We start from the raw sequence: 16,907 nt of genomic DNA, 5'->3' as shown, positions 1-16,907 counted from the left end.
AACGCCCTTGTACACGCTGTAGACCTGCTCGAACCCACGCATATGCCTGCCGCCCCCGGGAGCAGCCTGCGGTGATTCAACCATTTCCTCCGTCGAGTGAGCGTGCGCCAACCCCGCGCGGGCGTCCATCCTGCTTGGCGCAGAGTCTGTACAAGTAGCATTCCGCTACGATTACGAGAACGGGCGGGATCTCGTGACGTTCCCATGTCCCTTGTGGCCCACTTAGTCGTATGACCGCGGTGGGCGCGTCACACGCGAGACACGCGATAGCAGGAAGAGCAGGTAAACCGGTATGGGAAATGAGAAGTCGACGGATCAGTTCGTCCGGGACATGTTGCGTGAGATTAAGGTCCCGCGACCGTGGGAACAGGACGGGGGACCGCAGTGGAAGCGAAGCGCTCTTCGAGCATCCTCCAAGTCGGCTTCGATGGCAGGCGAAGGCAAGCCAGAGTTCGTCTTCGAGTGCAATGGCCACGTAATCGTCATCGAGGACAAACGGGACGTTTCCAAGACACGATTGATCGTCGATGACGTCATTACGACGGAGTACCCGGCTCGTGCTGAGTACGCCCTCAACGGCGCCGTTCATTACGCTCAGTGCATGATGGCAAACGGCATTCCACAAGAGAAGGGCATCTTCGCTGTCGGCGTTGGCGGCGGGGAGACCCACTTCGAGATTGCCGTCGCACACGTGACCTCAACCCTCATTCGTCAGCTCGATGACCTAGACAATTTGGGAATTTTTGCCGAGGACCAGATCGACGAGTACTACGACGTGCAGGTCTGCGGTCAGCGTCCTCGCGCTGAGGCTCAGCTGGACGATGTCCGAGCTGCCGCCAAGAAGCTCCACGAAGGTATGCGTAACTACGGCAGTGTCGAAAATAATCGCAAGGCCCCATTGGTCTCCGCAATTCTTCTTGCTCTCCGTTACGAGTATTTCGACATTGGCGATTTGAAGGGACTCACTCCAGGTAATAACGCCAAGGTCTGGGATGGTCGCATAATTTACGACGCTGCCGAAGAGTATATGCGATCGGAGTCGTTGATGCCCAACCAAAAAATTGGAACCTTGCTCGACCAGTTCGCGTTTATCAGGAACTCCGTGGCGCTCAACCGAGTGCACGACGACCTCGGGGTGTCGCCTCTACGGTGGATGACTAGAATCCTCGAGAACCACGTTGCCCACGTGGTGTCTGACCCAAGTCTGACTGCATTTGATGTGCTCGGAAACTTCTATCACGAGTTCATTTCCTATGGCGGTGGTGATGGCTCCGGTCTCGGTATTGTCTTAACCCCTGACCACATCACGACTCTTATGGCTGAGCTCATTGACATCTCCGCCAGTGACTATGTGCTGGATCCCACGGCAGGTACTGCCTCGTTCCTGATAGCAGCTATGCAGCGCATGTTTGCCGACGCCGGAGATGACGAGCAGCTGAAAGAGACTATTCGTTCCGAGAGACTCCACGGCATCGAGCTACAAGACAAGTTATTTGCAATCGGGACAACAAATATGATCCTGCGCGGTGATGGCAAGGCTAATTTCCGCCGCGACAACATTTTCGACGCGCCCATGGCTGAGATGCGTGGAGACCGCGTCAAGAACGATCGGATTGTCCATGGACACGGATTTACAAAGGTGCTGCTCAACCCCCCATACAGTCAATCTAAGAGTGAGAATACCCGGGGTTTGTCAGAACTGGCATTCATTGAGAAGGCGCTCGAATATTTAAATCCGGGCGGGCGGCTGGCCGCAATTGTCCCCCAGTCCGCGATGGTGGGCAAGACGACGGCCGACAAAGCCCGAAAGCGCAAGATATTGCGTGGCCATACGCTTGAGACGGTTATTAGTATGAATGCGGCAACCTTCACCAACTCTGGCCACACCCCGAACACTGTAATCGCCATCATAACCGCAGGGCGGCCGCACCCCGCCGATGCCAAGGTGAAGTTCATCAACTTCGCAAAAGATGGTTATAAAGCACTGCCGCACCGAGGTTTGGTGGCCGACGGCACGGCTGATTCCCGTCGCAAACACTTATTCGAAGTACTCCGGGGCGATGCTCAAGACGATACTCGCTTCATAGTGCGCTCCACTATCACGCCTGAAGATGAATGGCAGCACTCGTATTTCTACTTCAACGACCAACCGCCGACAGAAGCCGAATTCATGTCCACGGTGGCAGACTACATAACCTGGCAGACCGACATGCAAACTCATGGCCACGGGGACCTCATCCAGCCCACCACCGATGGGGATGACGCATGAGTTTAGCAGCTGACGTGCACTTCGAGCCCGTAGCCATCACTGACGTCTTTCAGACAATGGAGGCATCCAAATCCTGGTACGACAAGGTGCATCTGGCGACGGGGGCGGGGCGTAATCTTTACCTTAGCCAAACCCTGAAAGGGAACAGTGTTTCAGGTATCGTCGCCAGACAGGCGACCGATCCAGAGCCCGGGAACTGTATCACGGTAACACTAAAGACGCAGGCGACGTTTTATCAGCCTGCCCCGTTCTACACCGCCCAGAACTTCCTCATTTTCCGCCATCCGGAAATGGATGTTCACTCCGGACTCGTGCTTGTCACCTGCATGCGCCAGGCCTTGAGAAAGTTTTCATGGGGTTACGGTGTGTCTATGGGCCGTCTTCGCCGCACTCGGATAATGGTGCCAGCAACGTTAGATTCCAGTGGTCTAGCCAGGGCTGATTGGGATGAAATGCGGAAAATGGGTACGCGAATGGTGACTGAGGCGTCCCAGAACATAATGCTCAAGAACCCCGGCGTGGACGCCAGCCAGACTCCGCCGTCCCTGAACTTCGCACCCGTGCTTCTTCCTGATGTGCTCGATTCAATGGGTTCCTCTAAGGCATGGTTCGATCGCTCTAAAATGACTAGAGAGGGAGACGCAATTTACCCCTTTGTGTCGCGCACTCGCAGAGCCAATGGCATCGACGGATTTTTTCCCCGTCAGGCAACCAAGGATCCTGAACCCGAGGGAGCAATCACGTTGGGGCTTGATACCCAGACGCTAGGGTTCCAAACCGTCCCTTTCTACACGAGCCAGAATATTCAGGTCATGCGTCACGCAGAGCTTGATGAATTCACCGCGCCCGTCCTCATGACTTTAATTTCCGCGCAGATGGGAAAGTTCAGTTGGGGCGGCAACGGTGCGACGCTGGGCCGACTGAAGCGAACTAGAATCATGGTTCCTGTGATGTGCGCTGCTGACGGGCCTCAGAAAGTTGATTGGGGCGGGATCCGACAGTACGGGAAGTGGTTACAGGCGCGGGTGCAAGCTCAGGTGAGGATCTAATGTGGTGCGATTGTGGTCGGGTAAGTGGGTCTGCCGAGAAGGATAATTTTGCCGCTCGGTAGCTGGCCTCTCCGAGTACGAGTTGCGAGGTGATGCCCCATCAGCCCTTGGGTCGGACGCTGCGTTTCCTGCGCTTGATTCAGTGGGGGCGGGCTCCACGAGGCCGTCGAAGTGATTGCCGGGCTCGTGGGGCCTTACACGTCCCGCAGACCCTGGGGTTCCTCCGCGACATGGCAGTCGGCGGGCCGTCGATGCTCGCGGGTTTCCTCCCTCGCTGCCGACGTCTCTTGAATTTCCCCGGCTGGCACGATACCGGGCCCTGGGCCGCGGAGAGGCCGACGGTCAGATCCCCTCAGCCGAATAGCCCCACTGAGCTACCCAGTGAGAATCCATTTGAGGCGCTGTAAGAAACTCTTCTTAGATAGCGTGTGCCCATCGAAACGAAGGATGTCCTCAACACGGGACATTGATCTGAATCCTAACCTCAGGAACCCCAAGACTGGTGTGATGCGATGCGGGTCGAGAACCTTGGCCGCGAACCTGTAGGTACGTGCCCACCTCACCAGATCCCACCTCGACCCTGGAGTCAAGGGTGTCTCCCCTTGCAGGTAGGCCACCTGCGCGTGCTTGTAGGCCGACGCGAAGTGTTTCAGGTTGCCTGCGGTTAAAGACGTCGCGTTGACGCCCAGTGGCGATAGCGTCGCATTGCCTGCATTGCGGGCGATCTTGGCGGCGGGCCCATACGTGGTCCGGGCGATAATCTCCAGGCACTCATCCTGCTTCCGAGCTAGATCTGCATCCGCTGGCAGCCCGCTCTGGAAGTCGTACATACGCAGAGCGTCAAGTTGCGTGGACGCTTTCGAGAACTCCCGTGCGACAACCTTCCGGGCCTCCGCGTCCGCCCGATGACGCTCACTTCTCCTTGTGGCGCAAAAGCGCCAGCCGACACCCCATGCTCCCAGAACTCCCGCGAGCATAAGGGGGATCCAGAAGTTGTCTATCCAGGCGCCGACGTCGAAAAACTGGTCCGGGAGCATCCTTTGTCCTTTGCGGTGTCGTCCGGGGGTTGCAGGTCGGTGGTCGGCTTGCGGACGGGGGGCCTGACACGCTACAGATCGGCTGTTGCCTGCGACCTGGCCCATGTCTCCACCTCCGATAGGCCGACGGCAGCGGCCGTGGCCGAGAAAGCTCCTGAGAGCGCACTGCTACGCCAGGAGGTTCGGGGCTGCTGCACGGTGGTCTTTTCTCGTGCGGTCTCCGGCCGGTTGCGGTCACAATCCTCGGGTGCTGGACGCTACCGGCCGTGGTGCGGCGAAGCCACTCACGTGTCCCGCGTGAGCCGCACCCACCCGTCGGACAGCGCGGCGCGCAGGCCCGCCGAGCGGGAGACCGCCGGCAGCGCGCGGGCGAGGCACTCCACGGCGTCGTAGCCCTCGTGGTCCACCCCGGGGAGGACGTGCAGGTGGGTGTCGAAGCCCGCCGCCCGGTAGGCCGCGACACCTTCTTCCGCGGCGCTCAGCGCGCTCCACTCCGGGGGGTTGGTGGCGCCGTCCACGTCCCGATCTCCCACCCACCAGTGCATGGCGGTGGACCCGATGCACGGGCGGGCCTTCTTCTTGGTGGCCACGGGATGGTTCGCGCCGCCACCCCCGATGATGATCGCCCCGCCGCTGGTCATGCCCTTGATGCCGCGGTCCAGCAGCTCGTACGTGATGAACTCCGCGCCCCCGCTGTAGCCGAGCAGCCAGATGTTCGAGGAGTCCACCCCGGGTTTCTGCGCCGCGAGGGGCTCGTGCAGCGCGCGGAAGTACCTGCCGTTGGCCTTGCAGTCCTCCCACCACGTGTAGCCGTCCCCGGAACCGTCCTCGTCCGGGGTGTTCACGGCCACGAACATGAGGTTCCGAGCCTGCGCGGCAATGGCCAGCCGGGCGAGGTCACCCTCCTCCGGCCAGTTGATCGAGGTGTCGTCCAGGTCCCAGTAGTCGCCGTCGAAGTAGTACAGGATCCCCGCGGTGCCCGTGCGCCACACGTGGTACCACGAGTTCAACCCGTTCGGAGCGGTGAAGTCGATGAACGTCTCCGGCGTCATGATCCCCCCAGATCGTCAGGCGGCGGCCCCGGCGGCGGTGCGTGTCCGGTGCCGTGTTTCCGCCAGTATGGCGCAGCCGGCTGGACGTCCTCGCTGACAACCCCGCTGACGACGCCGGTGCCTCACCTCCCGCTCCCGAGCCGCGAGACGAACGGGGTGCGCCGAGAAGCACGGAACGGACACGGGAGGGACGCCGCGGCGTCATGCTCCGTGTGTACCCGCGTGGGTGTGGCCGTGACGGGCCGCACCTGTCAGGCTGGGACCACCACGTCGCACCGAGAAGAGGAATCCCATGAGCAGCGTCATCAGCACGTATCTGCAGGACCACCACGCCGGATCGGCCGCGGGGGTGGATGCCTTCCGCCGCGTCGCCGAGTTCCACGGGGACGAGCGGGTGCGGGAGGAGGTGGGACGGTTGGCCGCGGAGGTCGAGGCGGACCAGACCGCCCTCGAGGAGATGATGGCCGCGCTGGGCGTGAAGCCGGCGCCCTTGAAGGACCTGCCGGCGCGGGCTGCGGAGAAGGTGGCGCGGCTGAAGCCGAACGAGCGGTTCAACCGGCGCTCGCCGCTGTCCGACGTCGAGGAGCTGGAGGCGCTGGTGGCCGCCGTGCACGCCAAGGGCCTGGGGTGGCGCTTGCTCTTGGAGGTCCCGGACGACAGGCTGGACTCGGACATGCTCCGGGACCTGCACGCGCGCGCCCTGGAGCAGGAGAGGACGCTGGAGCAGCTGCGGCTCGGACAGGCCGGGAAGCTCACGCAGTCCTGACGCCCGCAGCGCGCCCGGAAGGACCCCATGACCACCGCCGACCAGATGCCCTCCCTGCGCCGACGCACGAGCACCAAGTGGCGCAGCTACGCGGATGACGTCCTGCCCATGTTCATCGCGGAGATGGACTTCCCCACGCCGCCGCCGGTGAAGGCCGCGCTGGAGGCCGCGGTGGCGAACAACGACACGGGCTACGCCGCCACCGCGGACCGGGGAGCGGCCACGGCGTACGCGGACTTCGCGGCGGCACGCTGGGGCTGGCGCCCCGACCCGGAACGGATCATGTACACCACGGACGTCACCGTGGTGATCGTGGAATCCCTGCGCCGCCTCATCCGCCCCGGTGACGGCGTGATCCTCACCCCGCCGGTGTACGCCCCGTTCTACGCGCTCGTCGCGGAGGCCGGCGGGCACCCGGTGGAGGTGCCGCTGCAGGACGACGGTGCCGCGTACCGCCTGGATCTCGCGGGGATCGACGCCGCCCTGGCCGCCGGCGCCCGCGCGGTGCTGCTGTGCAACCCCCACAACCCGCTGGGCCTGGTGCACTCCCGCGAGGAGTTGGCCGAGCTCGCCCGGATCGTCGAGAAGCACGGCGCGCACGTGGTGAGCGACGAGATCCACGCGCCGCTCACGCACCACGGCGTCACGTTCACCCCGTACCTCTCGGTGTCCCAGGAGGCCCGGGGCCACGGGGTCGCGGCGGCCTCCGGGAGCAAGGCGTTCAACCTGGCGGGGCTCAAGGCCGCCATGTTCGTGGTGGACTCCGAACCCATGGCCGAGTGGCTCCGAAGCGTGCCGGACGCGGTGTCCTACCGCACCGGGATCATGGGGCTGCTGGCCACCCGGGAGGGCTTCCTGCACTGCACCGAGTGGCTGGACCGCACCGTGGAGGTCATCCAGGCCAACATCGACCTGCTGGAGCGGGAACTCGCCGCGAAGCTGCCGCAGGTCACCCTGCGGCGCGGCCGTGCCACGTACCTCGCGTGGCTGGACATGCGGGCCCTGGGATGGGGTGAGGACCCCGCCGCGCACGCCGTGGAGCACGCCCGGGTGGCGCTGTCCTCCGGGCCCACCTTCGGAACGGGTGGGGCGGGCTTCGCGCGGATGAACCTGGCGTGCGCCCCGGAGACGATCGTGGAGGCCGTGGACCGGCTGCGGGCGGCCGCGGAGAACTGAGGCGCACGGGCGGACAGCGACGCCGCGTGGCGGGTCCGCGCGCGGCGTCGCCAGTCCCTCAGTCGATGACCATGTTGCGGCGGTCCAGGAACTGCTGCGCGGCGTCGATGGTCTGGGAACGGTAGGCCCCGGAGGCCCGGGCGTCCAGGAGGGCGTCCTGCTGGGCCTCCAGCAGCTTGCGCTGCAGCTCCTGCTGCTCCTGGCGTGCGCTGGTCCAGACCTGCATGGTCTCGGTGGACACGGTCTCCGGGATCTTCCGCGTGCGCTGCCTGGTCAGCTCCAGGACCTTCTCGCTGTACGGCTGGCCGTCGTCCCGGTGCAGGGTGGGGGACTCCAGCAGGTCCTCCGAGGCCTCGGTGAGCGTGTTGACCAGGCGCGTCAGCTCGCGCTGCAGCTCCTCCTCGTCCGAGCCGCGGATGCCCAGGACGCGGATCAGCAGCGGCAGGGTGCCGCCCTGGACCACGAGCGTCACCACGGCCACGGTGAAGGCGATGAGGATCAGCTGGGGCCGGTACGGCAGGTCCTCCGGCAGGGTCTGGGCGGCGGCGACGGTCACCACCCCGCGCATTCCCGACCACGCGATCACGAAGCCGCCCCGCTTGCCGATGCCCTCGTTGCTGAAGAACGTGGCATCCGCCTGTTTGCGCGTGATCACGCGGCGCATCGTGGTCATCCGCCGCTCGGGGATCTCGGGGAGGGCGTCGAGCCGCTGGAAGGCGTCGTCGAACCACTGCGACTTCCCGCGGGCGCGCTCCTGCTGCCGGGACATCACCGCGATCATGGGTGCCACGAACGCGAAGCGGAGCACGAACAGCACCACCGTGACCAGCAGACCGAGCCACAGGGCGTCGCCCACGCTGAGGTGGGCGTCCTGCACCTCGTCCACGAGCACCGCGATCTGCAGCCCGAGCACCAGGAACACGCCGTGCTCCAGCAGCAGCAGGACCGTGCGCCAGTTGGTGCGCTCGGACACGCGTGCCTGGGAGGAGAGCAGCCGCGGGGATTTGATCCCCGTGACGATCCCCGCGACCACCACCGCGAGCACACCGGAGGCCTCGAGGTGCTCGGCGGGCATGAACGCGATGAACGGCACCACCAGGGAGATCGCCGTGCTGGTCACGGGCTGCTCCAGGTGCGCCCTGATCTGGATGGACACCCACCCCACCAGGACGCCGACGAGCACCGCCACGACCACGGCGTAGCCGAAGTCCGCGAGCACCCCGCCCACGCTGATGGCCCCGGCGGTGGCCACCACGGCCGAGCGCAGCATCACGAGGGCCGTGGCGTCGTTCACGAGACCCTCGCCCTCCAGGATCGTCACCAGACGGTTCGGCAGACCCAGGCGCTTGCCGATCGACGTCGCGGCCACGGCGTCCGGCGGGCTCACGACGGCTCCCAGCGCCACCGCGGCGGCAAGACCCAGGCCCGGCAGCAGCCACCACAGCAGCAGACCCACCGCGAAGGCGGAGGCGATGACGAGAACCACGGACAGGGCACTGATCGCGCCGCGATTGCGGCGGAAGTCCGTGGCGGGCATGTTCACGGCCGCGGCGTAGAGCAGCAGGGGCAGCACGACGTCCAGGATGACGTCCGGGTTCATCGTGACGGTGGGCACTCCGGGGATCAGGCTCAGGCCCACCCCCACGACCACCAGGAGGATGGGCGCGGCCACGCCGATGCGGTCGGAGATGGCGGTGACGGCCACCACCACGACCACCGCGAGCACGGCCAGCAGGGTCAGCTGGTCCACGGGCACCTCTTTCGTCGGAATCGCCCCGAGTGTATCCGCGGGCACGGCAGGGCACGGCGCACCTCCGGTAGCATCGACCACCCCCGCGGCCGCGTGCCGCGACCCCCGCGACCCACCTCAACCCGTGGAAAGGGAGACCGTGTCCCGGACCGTTCCCGTGCTGATCCTCACCGGCTACCTGGGGGCCGGCAAGACCACCGTGCTGAACCACCTGCTGGGCACGGGGCACGCGCGGATCGGGGTGGTGGTCAACGACTTCGGCGAGGTCGGTGTGGATGCGGGTCTCGTGGCCGGGCAGGTGGCCGAGCCGGTGTCCATTGCGGGCGGCTGCCTGTGCTGCATCGATGATCCCCGCCAGCTCGACGACGCCCTGCGCGCCCTGTCCCGGCCCGCCCTCGCGCTCGACGCTGTCGTGGTCGAGGGCTCGGGGATCGCCGAGCCCCCGGGGCTCATCCAGCTCGTGCTGGGCAGCGGCGTGGCCACGGTGCGCTTCGGCGGGCTCGTGGAGGTGGTGGACGCCGCCCAAGTGCCCCACGCCGAGTCCGGCGGCTGGGACCTCGAGCAGCATGTCAAGGCCGCCGCCATGGTGCTGCTCACCAAGACGGACCTCGCGTCCCCGGGCGATGTCGCGCAGCTGCGCGAGCGGATCCTGCGGGCCAACCCGCACACCACCGTGCTGGATGCACCCCACGGCGCCGTGGATCCGCGGCTGTTCTTCGACGCCGCCGAGCACACCGTTCCCGAGGGCGGCCAGCTGCCGCTCTGGGAGGTGGGGGAGTCCCTGGGGCAGCGGCACCACGAGCACCACGTCCACCACCGCGCCGCCACCCTGGAGGCCGACGCCGCGGTGGACCCCGCCGCGCTCGCGGACCTCCTGGAGGACCCGCCACGACAGGTGCACCGGGTCAAGGCCGTGGTGGACGTGCGCACCCCGCGCGGGCTCCAGCGGTTCGTGGCCCACTCGGTCGCGGGCTACGTCACGGTGGAGCGTGCCCCCCGGGCCCCGGACGCCCCGGCGCACTCGGTCGTGGTGGCCATCGGACCCGCCTGGGACGACGACGCCGCGGTGCAGCCCCTGCTCGACGCGCTCCCGCGCGCGGCGGGCGACGGCGTGCCCACGGCGCCCGAGCGGCGTCGGCTCACGCGCTTCGCGTGAGGAGTGCCCCTTTGGCGGGAACCGGCACCCGCGGACCGCTCGGGTTCCACGGGCGGGGCCCGGAGGCGCAGGGGCGCGCCGGGATTCAGGGGCCGGGGTCCGAGGCCCGGGACCGGCTCACGTCAGGTTGGAGAAGTGCTCGACCTTGCGGGTGGGCCCGGTGACCAGGATCTGGTCGTCGTCGTAGAGCATGGTGCCCGGCTCGATGGGCTCCCACTGGCCCCCGGGGCGGCACACCGCCACCACGGACACGCCCAGGCGGTGGCGCACGTTGAGCAGATCCATGGGGCGCTGCTGGATGGGCTCCGGCGGTGTGCAGCGCACCAGGGCGTAGCCGTCGTCGATCGGCACGAAGTCCAGGATGCGGTGCTGGATCAGGTGGGCGGCGCGCGCACCCATGTCGCTCTCCGGGTTCACCACGTGCTGCACGCCGATCTGCGTGAGGATCTCCGCGTGGGGGTCGGTGATGGCCTTGGCCCAGATGGCGGGGCAGCCGAACTTCACCAGCCGGGAGGCCGTGAGGATGCTCGCCTGGATGTCCGAGCCGATCCCCACCACGGCGCGGTCGAACTCGTTCACCGACAGCTCCCGCAGCACCTCCTCGTCCGTGGCGTCCGCGCGCACCACGGAGGTCAGCTTGCCGTTGAAGCGCTGCACCGTGGACTCGCTGTGGTCGATGCCCAGCACGTCCGTGCCGTTGCGCATGAGCTCCAGGGCCAGGGCGCCGCCGAAGCGGCCCAGCCCGATCACGGCCACGGCGTTGGACATGCCGCGGCCTTGGGACTCGGCGGGGTGGGATCCGAACATGGGACTTCCTTCGCGGTCGTGCGCACCTGCTGTGCGCTGTGCTGTGCCCGGGCCGCGGTGGCCCGGCGGTGGGAACGGATGGCAGAGGGGGACGGGGCGGGCGGGTGCGACGGCCGGGGAGTGGCCGTGCGGCGTCGTCCTGCGGGACGGCATCAGCCGATCAGCGGACGCTCCTTGGGCAGCTCGTAGGTGGGCGGGCGGCGGCCGAACGCGATGGCGGCGGCGACCGTGACGGGTCCGAGGCGGCCCATGAACATCAGCGCGATCAGCACGCACTGCGCGAACGGGGCGAGCGTGGGGGTGATCCCCGTGCTCAGTCCCACCGTGGAGAACGCCGAGACGGCCTCGTACAGCACCCGGTCCAGCCCCAGGCCGGTGTCCGTGAGCATGATGAGCATGGTCCCGCCGATCACCGCGCCGGTGGCCAGCACCACCACGGTGATGGCCTCGCGCTGCACGGAGCGGGAGAGCTGCTTGCCCAGCACGGGCACGGCCGCGCCACCGCGGATCTCCGTGAGCGCGATGAAGAACAGGACGCCGAACGTGGTGACCTTCAGGCCGCCGGCCGTGCCGGCCGGGCCGCCGCCGATGAACATGAGGATGTCCATGCCGAGCCACGAGACCGGGTGCATCTGTGAGATGTCGATGCTGTTGAAGCCCGCGGTGCGCGAGATGGTGGACTGGAAGAACGCGTTGAGCAGCTTGACCGGCGGGGCCTCGGGGCCGAGCGTCGCGGGGTTGTTCCACTCCAGCGCGAGCAGGAACACCGTGCCGCCGACCAGCAGGATGGGCGTGGCGAGCAGCACGAGCCGGGTGTTCATGCTCCAGCGGCGGGGCAGCCGGACGTGGCGGCGCAGCTCGTAGAGCACGGGGAAGCCCAGCCCGCCCAGGATCACGCACGCGGAGAGCGTGAGCAGCACCACGGCGTCGCCCGAGAAGTCCATGACGTTGAGCGAGTAGAGCGCGAAGCCCGCGTTGTTGAAGGCGGAAACGGCGTGGAACGCGCCGTGCGCCAGGGCCTGTCCCGGGGTGTAGTGGTAGTGGCCCCAGAACCACAGGAAGAGGACGCCCGCGGCCGTGGACTCGATGACCGCCGTGGTGCCCACGATGCGGGCCACCACCTGCCGGGCCCCGCCCCGGGACTTGGTCTCGGCGTTGGCCAGGAGCCGGGTGGAGAGCCCGAACTTCCGGGCCAGCAGGATGCCCAGCATGGTCGTGAACGTCATGACTCCCAGCCCGCCCACCTGGATGAGGCAGATGATGACCACCTGTCCGAAGGGCGTCCAGTAGGTGGCCGTGTCCACCGTGACCAGTCCCGTGACGCACAGTGCGGAGGTGGCGGTGAACGCGGCCGTGAGCAGGTCCGTCCCGCCCGGTGCCACGGTGGCGGGGGGAAGCATGAGCAGCCCGGTGCCCGTGAGCACGGCCAGCAGGAAGGCGGAGACGATCAACCGGGCGGAGCGCGCCGGCGTGAGCTCGTGGAGGTGGAAGGGGTCCGGCCGCGTCCTCATGACGGGCACGGTGCGGCGGATTCTGGACCCGTGCGTGTGTACGCGGATCGCGGCCTGGCGGAAAGCCTCGGTGATGGGCACCGGGCCAAAGTACACCCACCGGGGCCCGTGCTCCGGGCGCGACGGGTGCTCGTGGGCCCAGATGACGACACACCCGCGCTCCACGGACACGCGTGTGATGGGGACTACTGCGCCGCGGTGCCCTAAACTGACGCGCATGACCAACATTCCCGCGGAACTCGCGTACACCGAAGAGCACGAGTGGGTGCAGGACCTCCCGGAGGACGGCACCCTCCGGGTCGGCATCACGGACCACGCCCAGAACGAGCTGGGCGAGGTCGTCTTCGTCCAGCTGCCCGAGGTGGGTGACACCGTCACGGCGGGGGACGTGGTGGGAGAGATCGAGTCCACCAAGTCCGTGAGCGACCTCTTCGCTCCCGTGACCGGTGAGATCACAGCCGTCAACGACGAGTTGGCGGACAGCCCCGGCCTGCTGAACGAGGCGCCCTACGAGGGCGGCTGGCTCTTCACGGTGCGCGTCGACTCCGAGGACGCCACCTCCGGGCTGCTGGACGCCCAGGCCTACCAGCAGCTGCTGGACTGACCACGACCTGCACGTGAGGGGATCCCATGCCTAACAACGAGAACTCCGGCGCCCAGTCGGGACCTGAGACCACGTCCATCCAGATCGTCGCGGACGTGCTCTCCACTGCAGCGCACCACAAGCTCACCGAGGGTGAGCAGAACGCGGTGGCGTCGCTGCCCCCGGGATCGGCCCTGCTCCTGGAGACCAACGGCGGTCTCACCGGCGCCCGATTCCTGCTGGACCGGGACGAGGTGGTGGCCGGGCGCCACCCCGCGTGCTCGGTGTTCCTGGACGACGTCACCGTGTCCCGGCGCCACGCCGAGTTCATCCGGCGCGGCAGCACCTTCGAGGTGGTGGACCACGCGTCCCTGAACGGCACCTACGTCAACAGCGACCGCGTGAACACCAAGGTGCTCGAGAACGGCGACGAGGTGCAGATCGGCAAGTTCCGCTTCACCTTCTACCACTCGGTGCAGAACGGGTCCTGACGCGCTCCATGCCTGACACCGTTCGACCGCAGCCCTCCCGCATGGGGATCGGCGCGCTGCTGCGCCACCTGCAGCCGCGCTTCCCGGACCTCACCGCGTCCAAGGTGCGCTTCCTCGAGGACCAGGGCCTCGTGCACCCGCAGCGCACGGCCTCGGGGTACCGCAAGTACTCGGAGGAGGACGTCGAGCGGCTCAGCACCGTCCTCAGCCTTCAGCAGGAGCGCTACCTCCCGCTGCGGGTCATCCGGGAGCGGCTCGACCGGGGCGAGGACCCGGCCGCGGACTCCGAACCGCAGCAGGCGGCGTCGTCCGAGGTGGTTACCGCGGGCATCGAGGCCGGGGAGCCCGCGCCCGTCTCGTCGGCACGCTACTCCCTGCGGGAGCTGGCCGCGCGGTCGGGCACGGAGGTGACCGTGCTACGGGAGCTGCTTGCCCAGGGCCTGCTGGTGGAGCGTGAGGGCGCTTTCGACGAGCACGCGCTGGCCGTGGCCGTGGCCGTGGGGCGGCTCGGTGCCTACGGCATCGAACCCCGCCACCTCCGGGTGCTGCGTGGTGCGTCCGAGCGCGTGGTCGCCCTGGTGGAGGGCAGCATCTCACCGCTGCGCATCCGCCGTGACCCCGCCACGCGGCAGAAGGCGGTGCAGCGTGCGCGGGAGATCGCCGCCCTGTGCCTGTCCGTGATGTCCGCGGCGGTGCACACGCAGGTGGACGACACCGTCCGTTCCTTCGGCCCTCCGGACCCGGACGGCGGACGCCCGTGAGCGCGGACGTCCCCATGGAGATCGCGGGCGTCCGCATGGACGTGCCCACGGGTCAGCCCGTGGTGGTGCTGCGCGAGACCGGAGGTCCGCGCAGGCTTCCCATCTGGGTGGGCACGAACGAGGCCACGTCCATCGTCTTCGCGCTGCAGGGCATAGAGCCCCCGCGCCCCCTGACCCACGACCTGCTGCTCACGGTGGTGGACCAGCTCGGCCGGAGCATCACGGGCGTGACGGTGCACACCGTGGAGGACACCGTGTTCCACGCGGCCATCACCCTGGACGACTCCACCGTGGTGGACGCCCGGGCCTCGGACGCCCTTGCACTGGCAGCCCGCACGTCGTGCCCCATCCGCTGCGCCGCGGCGGTGCTGGACGAGGCGGGGCTGGTGCTCAGTGCCGACGGAGAGCTGCGGGAGCAGGCTCCGGACGGCCCCGGAGAGGCCGAGGCGCAGGTGCGCGAGTTCCGGGACTTCCTGGACCAGGTGGATCCGGAGGACTTCCAGACCTGATCCGGTGCTTCGGCCCGGGAGACGGGTAGGCTGACGACACGGCCACCCCTGCGCCAATGTCTTTGACCCGGTCCATCCCGGGGTTTACCGTCAGGGGAGCACCGCCCCGCGCCGGGGCACGGTGGGCCGCAGGACCCCACCCCACGCACGAGGAGGACGCTTGAGCAATCCGGAGCTGCCGCTGGACGCGGCACAGCTGCGTGCCTCCACCCTCGCGGGCGGGACGCAGGAGATGCTGTTCACCGATGACCTCACCGCGATCGACGAGACCGTGGGATTCCGCGGCCCCACCGCGTGCAAGGCCGCGGGGATCTCCTACCGCCAGCTGGACTACTGGGCCCGCACCAACCTGGTGGAACCCACCGTCCGCGGCGCCAAGGGCTCGGGGTCGCAACGGCTGTACAGCTTCCGCGACATCCTGGTGCTCAAGGTGGTCAAACGGCTGCTCGACACTGGGGTGTCCCTCCAGCAAATCCGCGCCGCCGTGGGCGCGCTGCGGCTGCGCGGCATCGAGGACCTCACCAAGCTCACCCTCATGTCCGACGGCGCGAGCGTCTACGAGTGCACCTCGCCCCACGAGGTCATCGACCTCGTCCAGGGCGGGCAGGGCGTCTTCGGCATCGCCGTGGGCCGTGTGTGGCGCGAGGTCGAGGCCACGCTCGCGTCCATGCCCGCCGAGCACGCCGCTCTCGACGGCGCCGCCGAGGCCGGGCCGTTCCCCGAGGACGAGCTCTCCGCGCGGCGCGCCCGCCGGAACAAGAAGAACGCGGTCTGAGCGCACCCTGGACGGCAACCCGGTGACCTGAGCACACGTCTCGGCGGCGGGAGAGGGCCCCCGGCGGCACCACGCCGCGCACCGTGCGGTGGCCGCCGGTCACCGCACCAGCGCGTCGTCGTGCTGTCCGCGTGCGCGTCGCGGGGGCATCCATCCGCAGCGGACAGTGGTGGCACGCCGTGGCGCGGCTCCCCGGACTCTCGTTCCAGTGCCGCCCGCCGGGTGCTCCGGTTCAGTGCGTGAGCCCCTGCAGAATGGCAGTGAAGCGCTCCGCGAGGTCCGCGGCCTCGGCGCCGGGCCAGCGGTGCACCGGCCACGCCGCCCCCTGTGCCTGCTGCATCACCGAGAGGTCCGGGAGTACAGGGTCCACCACGAGCGGGCCGAACAGCTCGCGCAGCTCCTGCATGCGGTGCCGCTGCTCCTGGGACGAGTCGCGCACGCGGTTGACCACGACCCCCGCCTCCGGCACGGCCCACACGCGCGAGCCCTCGAACTGGGCGAGCGCACTCATGGTGCGCTTGGTGCCGGCCACCGAGAACAGGGACGGCTCTGCCACAGAGAGCACCTTGTGGGAGGCTGCCCAGGCCATGCGGGTCAGGGCGGAGAGGGTGGGCGGGCAGTCGATCAGCACGAGCTCGTAGCGGTCCAGCCCGCGCAGGGCCTTCTCGAGCCGGGTCAGGTCCTTGGGGCGGAACGATGCGTGGTCCAGGTGCGACGACGCCGCGGAGCCGGGGGCCACGTCCAGCACCGGCCGCCGCGGCCTGCGGGCGTCGTCCGGTGCCCACTCGCGCACGGCGGCCTTCGCGGAGTCCGGTGTGATGGGGTGCTCGGTCCAGGGGGAGGGGGCGGCCACCTGGGCCAGGGCCCCCCTGCGCGGGCGGCGCAGCACGCTGCCCACCTCGTGCCCGGCGCGGGCGTGGACACCGAGGGCGGTGGAGGCATCCCCGTGCGGGTCCAGGTCCACCACCAGGGTGGGGACACGCGCTTCGAGTGCCGCGGAGGCCAGACCGAGGACCACGGAGGACTTGCCCACGCCGCCCTTGAGGCTGCTGATGCTGACGATCTGCACGGATCACCCTTCTGTCACCTGAAGTGGGGGCGGTCCGCCGCCCTGTTACATGCTAATGGGTGTATTTCCACTCGTGGGTGTCCCCTGACATGGGGGCGGTGCGTGCCGCACCGTGCCACGCGGTCGTCGCCCCGGCCCCGTGACAC

16 protein-coding genes are annotated in these 16,907 nt (G+C 68.0%); 10 read left to right on the top strand and 6 right to left on the bottom strand.

Annotation, left to right across the window (positions count from 1 at the left end; genetic code table 11):
* The first annotated feature begins 292 nt into the window (after positions 1 to 292).
* Together EAE32_RS11500 and EAE32_RS11910 are read left to right on the top strand one after the other, a co-directional pair.
* Entirely contained in the window at positions 293 to 2,269 is a 1,977-nt protein-coding gene (locus EAE32_RS11500) for an HsdM family class I SAM-dependent methyltransferase (protein WP_121865263.1), read from the top strand.
* A complete protein-coding gene (locus tag EAE32_RS11910) occupies positions 2,266 to 3,318 on the top strand; it encodes a restriction endonuclease subunit S (RefSeq protein WP_207803892.1) in 1,053 nt (350 codons plus the stop codon). The genes EAE32_RS11500 and EAE32_RS11910 overlap by 4 nt, the downstream gene beginning before the upstream one ends.
* A 374-nt stretch (positions 3,319 to 3,692) precedes the next feature.
* Here the strand turns inward: EAE32_RS11910 and EAE32_RS11490 are convergent, their stop codons facing one another.
* Both EAE32_RS11490 and EAE32_RS11485 read right to left on the bottom strand, forming a co-directional pair.
* Complete coding sequence (locus EAE32_RS11490) at positions 3,693 to 4,355, bottom strand: hypothetical protein (RefSeq protein ID WP_121865262.1); 663 nt, start codon at positions 4,353 to 4,355, stop codon at positions 3,693 to 3,695.
* A 284-nt stretch (positions 4,356 to 4,639) separates the two neighbouring features.
* Entirely contained in the window at positions 4,640 to 5,407 is a 768-nt protein-coding gene (locus EAE32_RS11485; RefSeq protein WP_121865261.1) for an alpha/beta hydrolase, read from the bottom strand.
* A gap of 292 nt (positions 5,408 to 5,699) precedes the next feature.
* On the opposite strand from EAE32_RS11485, the gene EAE32_RS11480 reads away from it, so the two are divergent.
* Positions 5,700 to 6,173: a hypothetical protein gene (locus EAE32_RS11480; protein ID WP_121846476.1), complete on the top strand. Its 474-nt coding sequence runs from the start codon at positions 5,700 to 5,702 to the stop codon at positions 6,171 to 6,173.
* A 27-nt stretch (positions 6,174 to 6,200) separates the two neighbouring features.
* Positions 6,201 to 7,349, top strand: a complete 1,149-nt coding sequence (locus EAE32_RS11475) for a MalY/PatB family protein (protein WP_121846477.1) — start codon at positions 6,201 to 6,203, stop codon at positions 7,347 to 7,349.
* A gap of 58 nt (positions 7,350 to 7,407) precedes the next feature.
* Here the strand turns inward: EAE32_RS11475 and EAE32_RS11470 are convergent, their stop codons facing one another.
* Positions 7,408 to 9,099 (bottom strand): cation:proton antiporter, encoded by a 1,692-nt coding sequence (locus tag EAE32_RS11470; RefSeq protein WP_121865288.1) that lies wholly within the window; start codon positions 9,097 to 9,099, stop codon positions 7,408 to 7,410.
* Positions 9,100 to 9,238: 139 nt separating this feature from the next.
* On the opposite strand from EAE32_RS11470, the gene EAE32_RS11465 reads away from it, so the two are divergent.
* Positions 9,239 to 10,255 carry a CobW family GTP-binding protein gene (locus tag EAE32_RS11465; protein ID WP_121865260.1) on the top strand — a complete coding sequence of 339 codons (1,017 nt, stop codon included), beginning with the start codon at positions 9,239 to 9,241 and terminating at the stop codon, positions 10,253 to 10,255.
* Between the two features lie 117 nt (positions 10,256 to 10,372).
* Here EAE32_RS11465 and EAE32_RS11460 read toward each other — a convergent pair whose 3' ends face one another.
* Together EAE32_RS11460 and EAE32_RS11455 are read right to left on the bottom strand one after the other, a co-directional pair.
* Complete coding sequence (locus EAE32_RS11460) at positions 10,373 to 11,062, bottom strand: potassium channel family protein (RefSeq protein WP_121846880.1); 690 nt, start codon at positions 11,060 to 11,062, stop codon at positions 10,373 to 10,375.
* Positions 11,063 to 11,214: 152 nt separating this feature from the next.
* Positions 11,215 to 12,573, bottom strand: coding sequence for a TrkH family potassium uptake protein (locus EAE32_RS11455; RefSeq protein ID WP_121846745.1), 1,359 nt, complete (start codon positions 12,571 to 12,573; stop codon positions 11,215 to 11,217).
* A 217-nt stretch (positions 12,574 to 12,790) separates the two neighbouring features.
* Between EAE32_RS11455 and gcvH the strand changes: the two genes are divergently transcribed.
* The 5 genes from gcvH to EAE32_RS11430 all read left to right on the top strand — a co-directional run bounded on the left by gcvH (position 12,791) and on the right by EAE32_RS11430 (position 15,692).
* On the top strand, positions 12,791 to 13,177 hold the full coding sequence (gene gcvH / locus EAE32_RS11450) for a glycine cleavage system protein GcvH (protein ID WP_121846744.1): 387 nt from the start codon (positions 12,791 to 12,793) through the stop codon (positions 13,175 to 13,177).
* Positions 13,178 to 13,203: 26 nt separating this feature from the next.
* Positions 13,204 to 13,647 carry an FHA domain-containing protein gene (locus tag EAE32_RS11445; protein ID WP_121846743.1) on the top strand — a complete coding sequence of 148 codons (444 nt, stop codon included), beginning with the start codon at positions 13,204 to 13,206 and terminating at the stop codon, positions 13,645 to 13,647.
* An 8-nt stretch (positions 13,648 to 13,655) separates the two neighbouring features.
* On the top strand, positions 13,656 to 14,408 hold the full coding sequence (gene ftsR / locus EAE32_RS11440) for a transcriptional regulator FtsR (protein ID WP_121865259.1): 753 nt from the start codon (positions 13,656 to 13,658) through the stop codon (positions 14,406 to 14,408).
* Positions 14,405 to 14,917 carry a bifunctional nuclease family protein gene (locus EAE32_RS11435; protein WP_121846741.1) on the top strand — a complete coding sequence of 171 codons (513 nt, stop codon included), beginning with the start codon at positions 14,405 to 14,407 and terminating at the stop codon, positions 14,915 to 14,917. Before ftsR ends, EAE32_RS11435 begins: the two co-directional genes overlap by 4 nt.
* 232 nt (positions 14,918 to 15,149) lie before the next feature.
* On the top strand, positions 15,150 to 15,692 hold the full coding sequence (locus EAE32_RS11430; RefSeq protein WP_240625230.1) for a MerR family transcriptional regulator: 543 nt from the start codon (positions 15,150 to 15,152) through the stop codon (positions 15,690 to 15,692).
* Between the two features lie 232 nt (positions 15,693 to 15,924).
* On the opposite strand, the gene EAE32_RS11425 is transcribed toward EAE32_RS11430, so the two are convergent.
* Positions 15,925 to 16,761 carry a ParA family protein gene (locus EAE32_RS11425; RefSeq protein WP_121865258.1) on the bottom strand — a complete coding sequence of 279 codons (837 nt, stop codon included), beginning with the start codon at positions 16,759 to 16,761 and terminating at the stop codon, positions 15,925 to 15,927.
* Between the last annotated feature and the right edge of the window lie 146 nt (positions 16,762 to 16,907).

The sequence above is a fragment of the Kocuria tytonicola genome (assembly GCF_003687175.1).
In the GTDB taxonomy this organism is placed as follows: Bacteria; Actinomycetota; Actinomycetes; order Actinomycetales; family Micrococcaceae; genus Kocuria; species Kocuria tytonicola.
This window is presented reverse-complemented; position numbering and strand designations above follow the sequence as displayed.

What these genes read in the sequence shown, in the direction of transcription:
- ftsR (WP_121865259.1), top strand. Translation starts at nt 13,656, where the DNA reads ATGCCTGACACCGTTCGACCGCAGCCCTCCCGCATGGGGATCGGCGCG.
- EAE32_RS11445 (WP_121846743.1), top strand. Translation starts at nt 13,204, where the DNA reads ATGCCTAACAACGAGAACTCCGGCGCCCAGTCGGGACCTGAGACCACG.
- gcvH (WP_121846744.1), top strand. Translation starts at nt 12,791, where the DNA reads ATGACCAACATTCCCGCGGAACTCGCGTACACCGAAGAGCACGAGTGG.
- EAE32_RS11490 (WP_121865262.1), bottom strand. Translation starts at nt 4,355, where the DNA reads ATGCTCCCGGACCAGTTTTTCGACGTCGGCGCCTGGATAGACAACTTC.
- EAE32_RS11475 (WP_121846477.1), top strand. Translation starts at nt 6,201, where the DNA reads ATGACCACCGCCGACCAGATGCCCTCCCTGCGCCGACGCACGAGCACC.
- EAE32_RS11910 (WP_207803892.1), top strand. Translation starts at nt 2,266, where the DNA reads ATGAGTTTAGCAGCTGACGTGCACTTCGAGCCCGTAGCCATCACTGAC.
- EAE32_RS11485 (WP_121865261.1), bottom strand. Translation starts at nt 5,407, where the DNA reads ATGACGCCGGAGACGTTCATCGACTTCACCGCTCCGAACGGGTTGAAC.
- EAE32_RS11480 (WP_121846476.1), top strand. Translation starts at nt 5,700, where the DNA reads ATGAGCAGCGTCATCAGCACGTATCTGCAGGACCACCACGCCGGATCG.
- EAE32_RS11430 (WP_240625230.1), top strand. Translation starts at nt 15,150, where the DNA reads ATGCTGTTCACCGATGACCTCACCGCGATCGACGAGACCGTGGGATTC.
- EAE32_RS11460 (WP_121846880.1), bottom strand. Translation starts at nt 11,062, where the DNA reads ATGTTCGGATCCCACCCCGCCGAGTCCCAAGGCCGCGGCATGTCCAAC.
- EAE32_RS11500 (WP_121865263.1), top strand. Translation starts at nt 293, where the DNA reads ATGGGAAATGAGAAGTCGACGGATCAGTTCGTCCGGGACATGTTGCGT.
- EAE32_RS11455 (WP_121846745.1), bottom strand. Translation starts at nt 12,573, where the DNA reads ATGAGGACGCGGCCGGACCCCTTCCACCTCCACGAGCTCACGCCGGCG.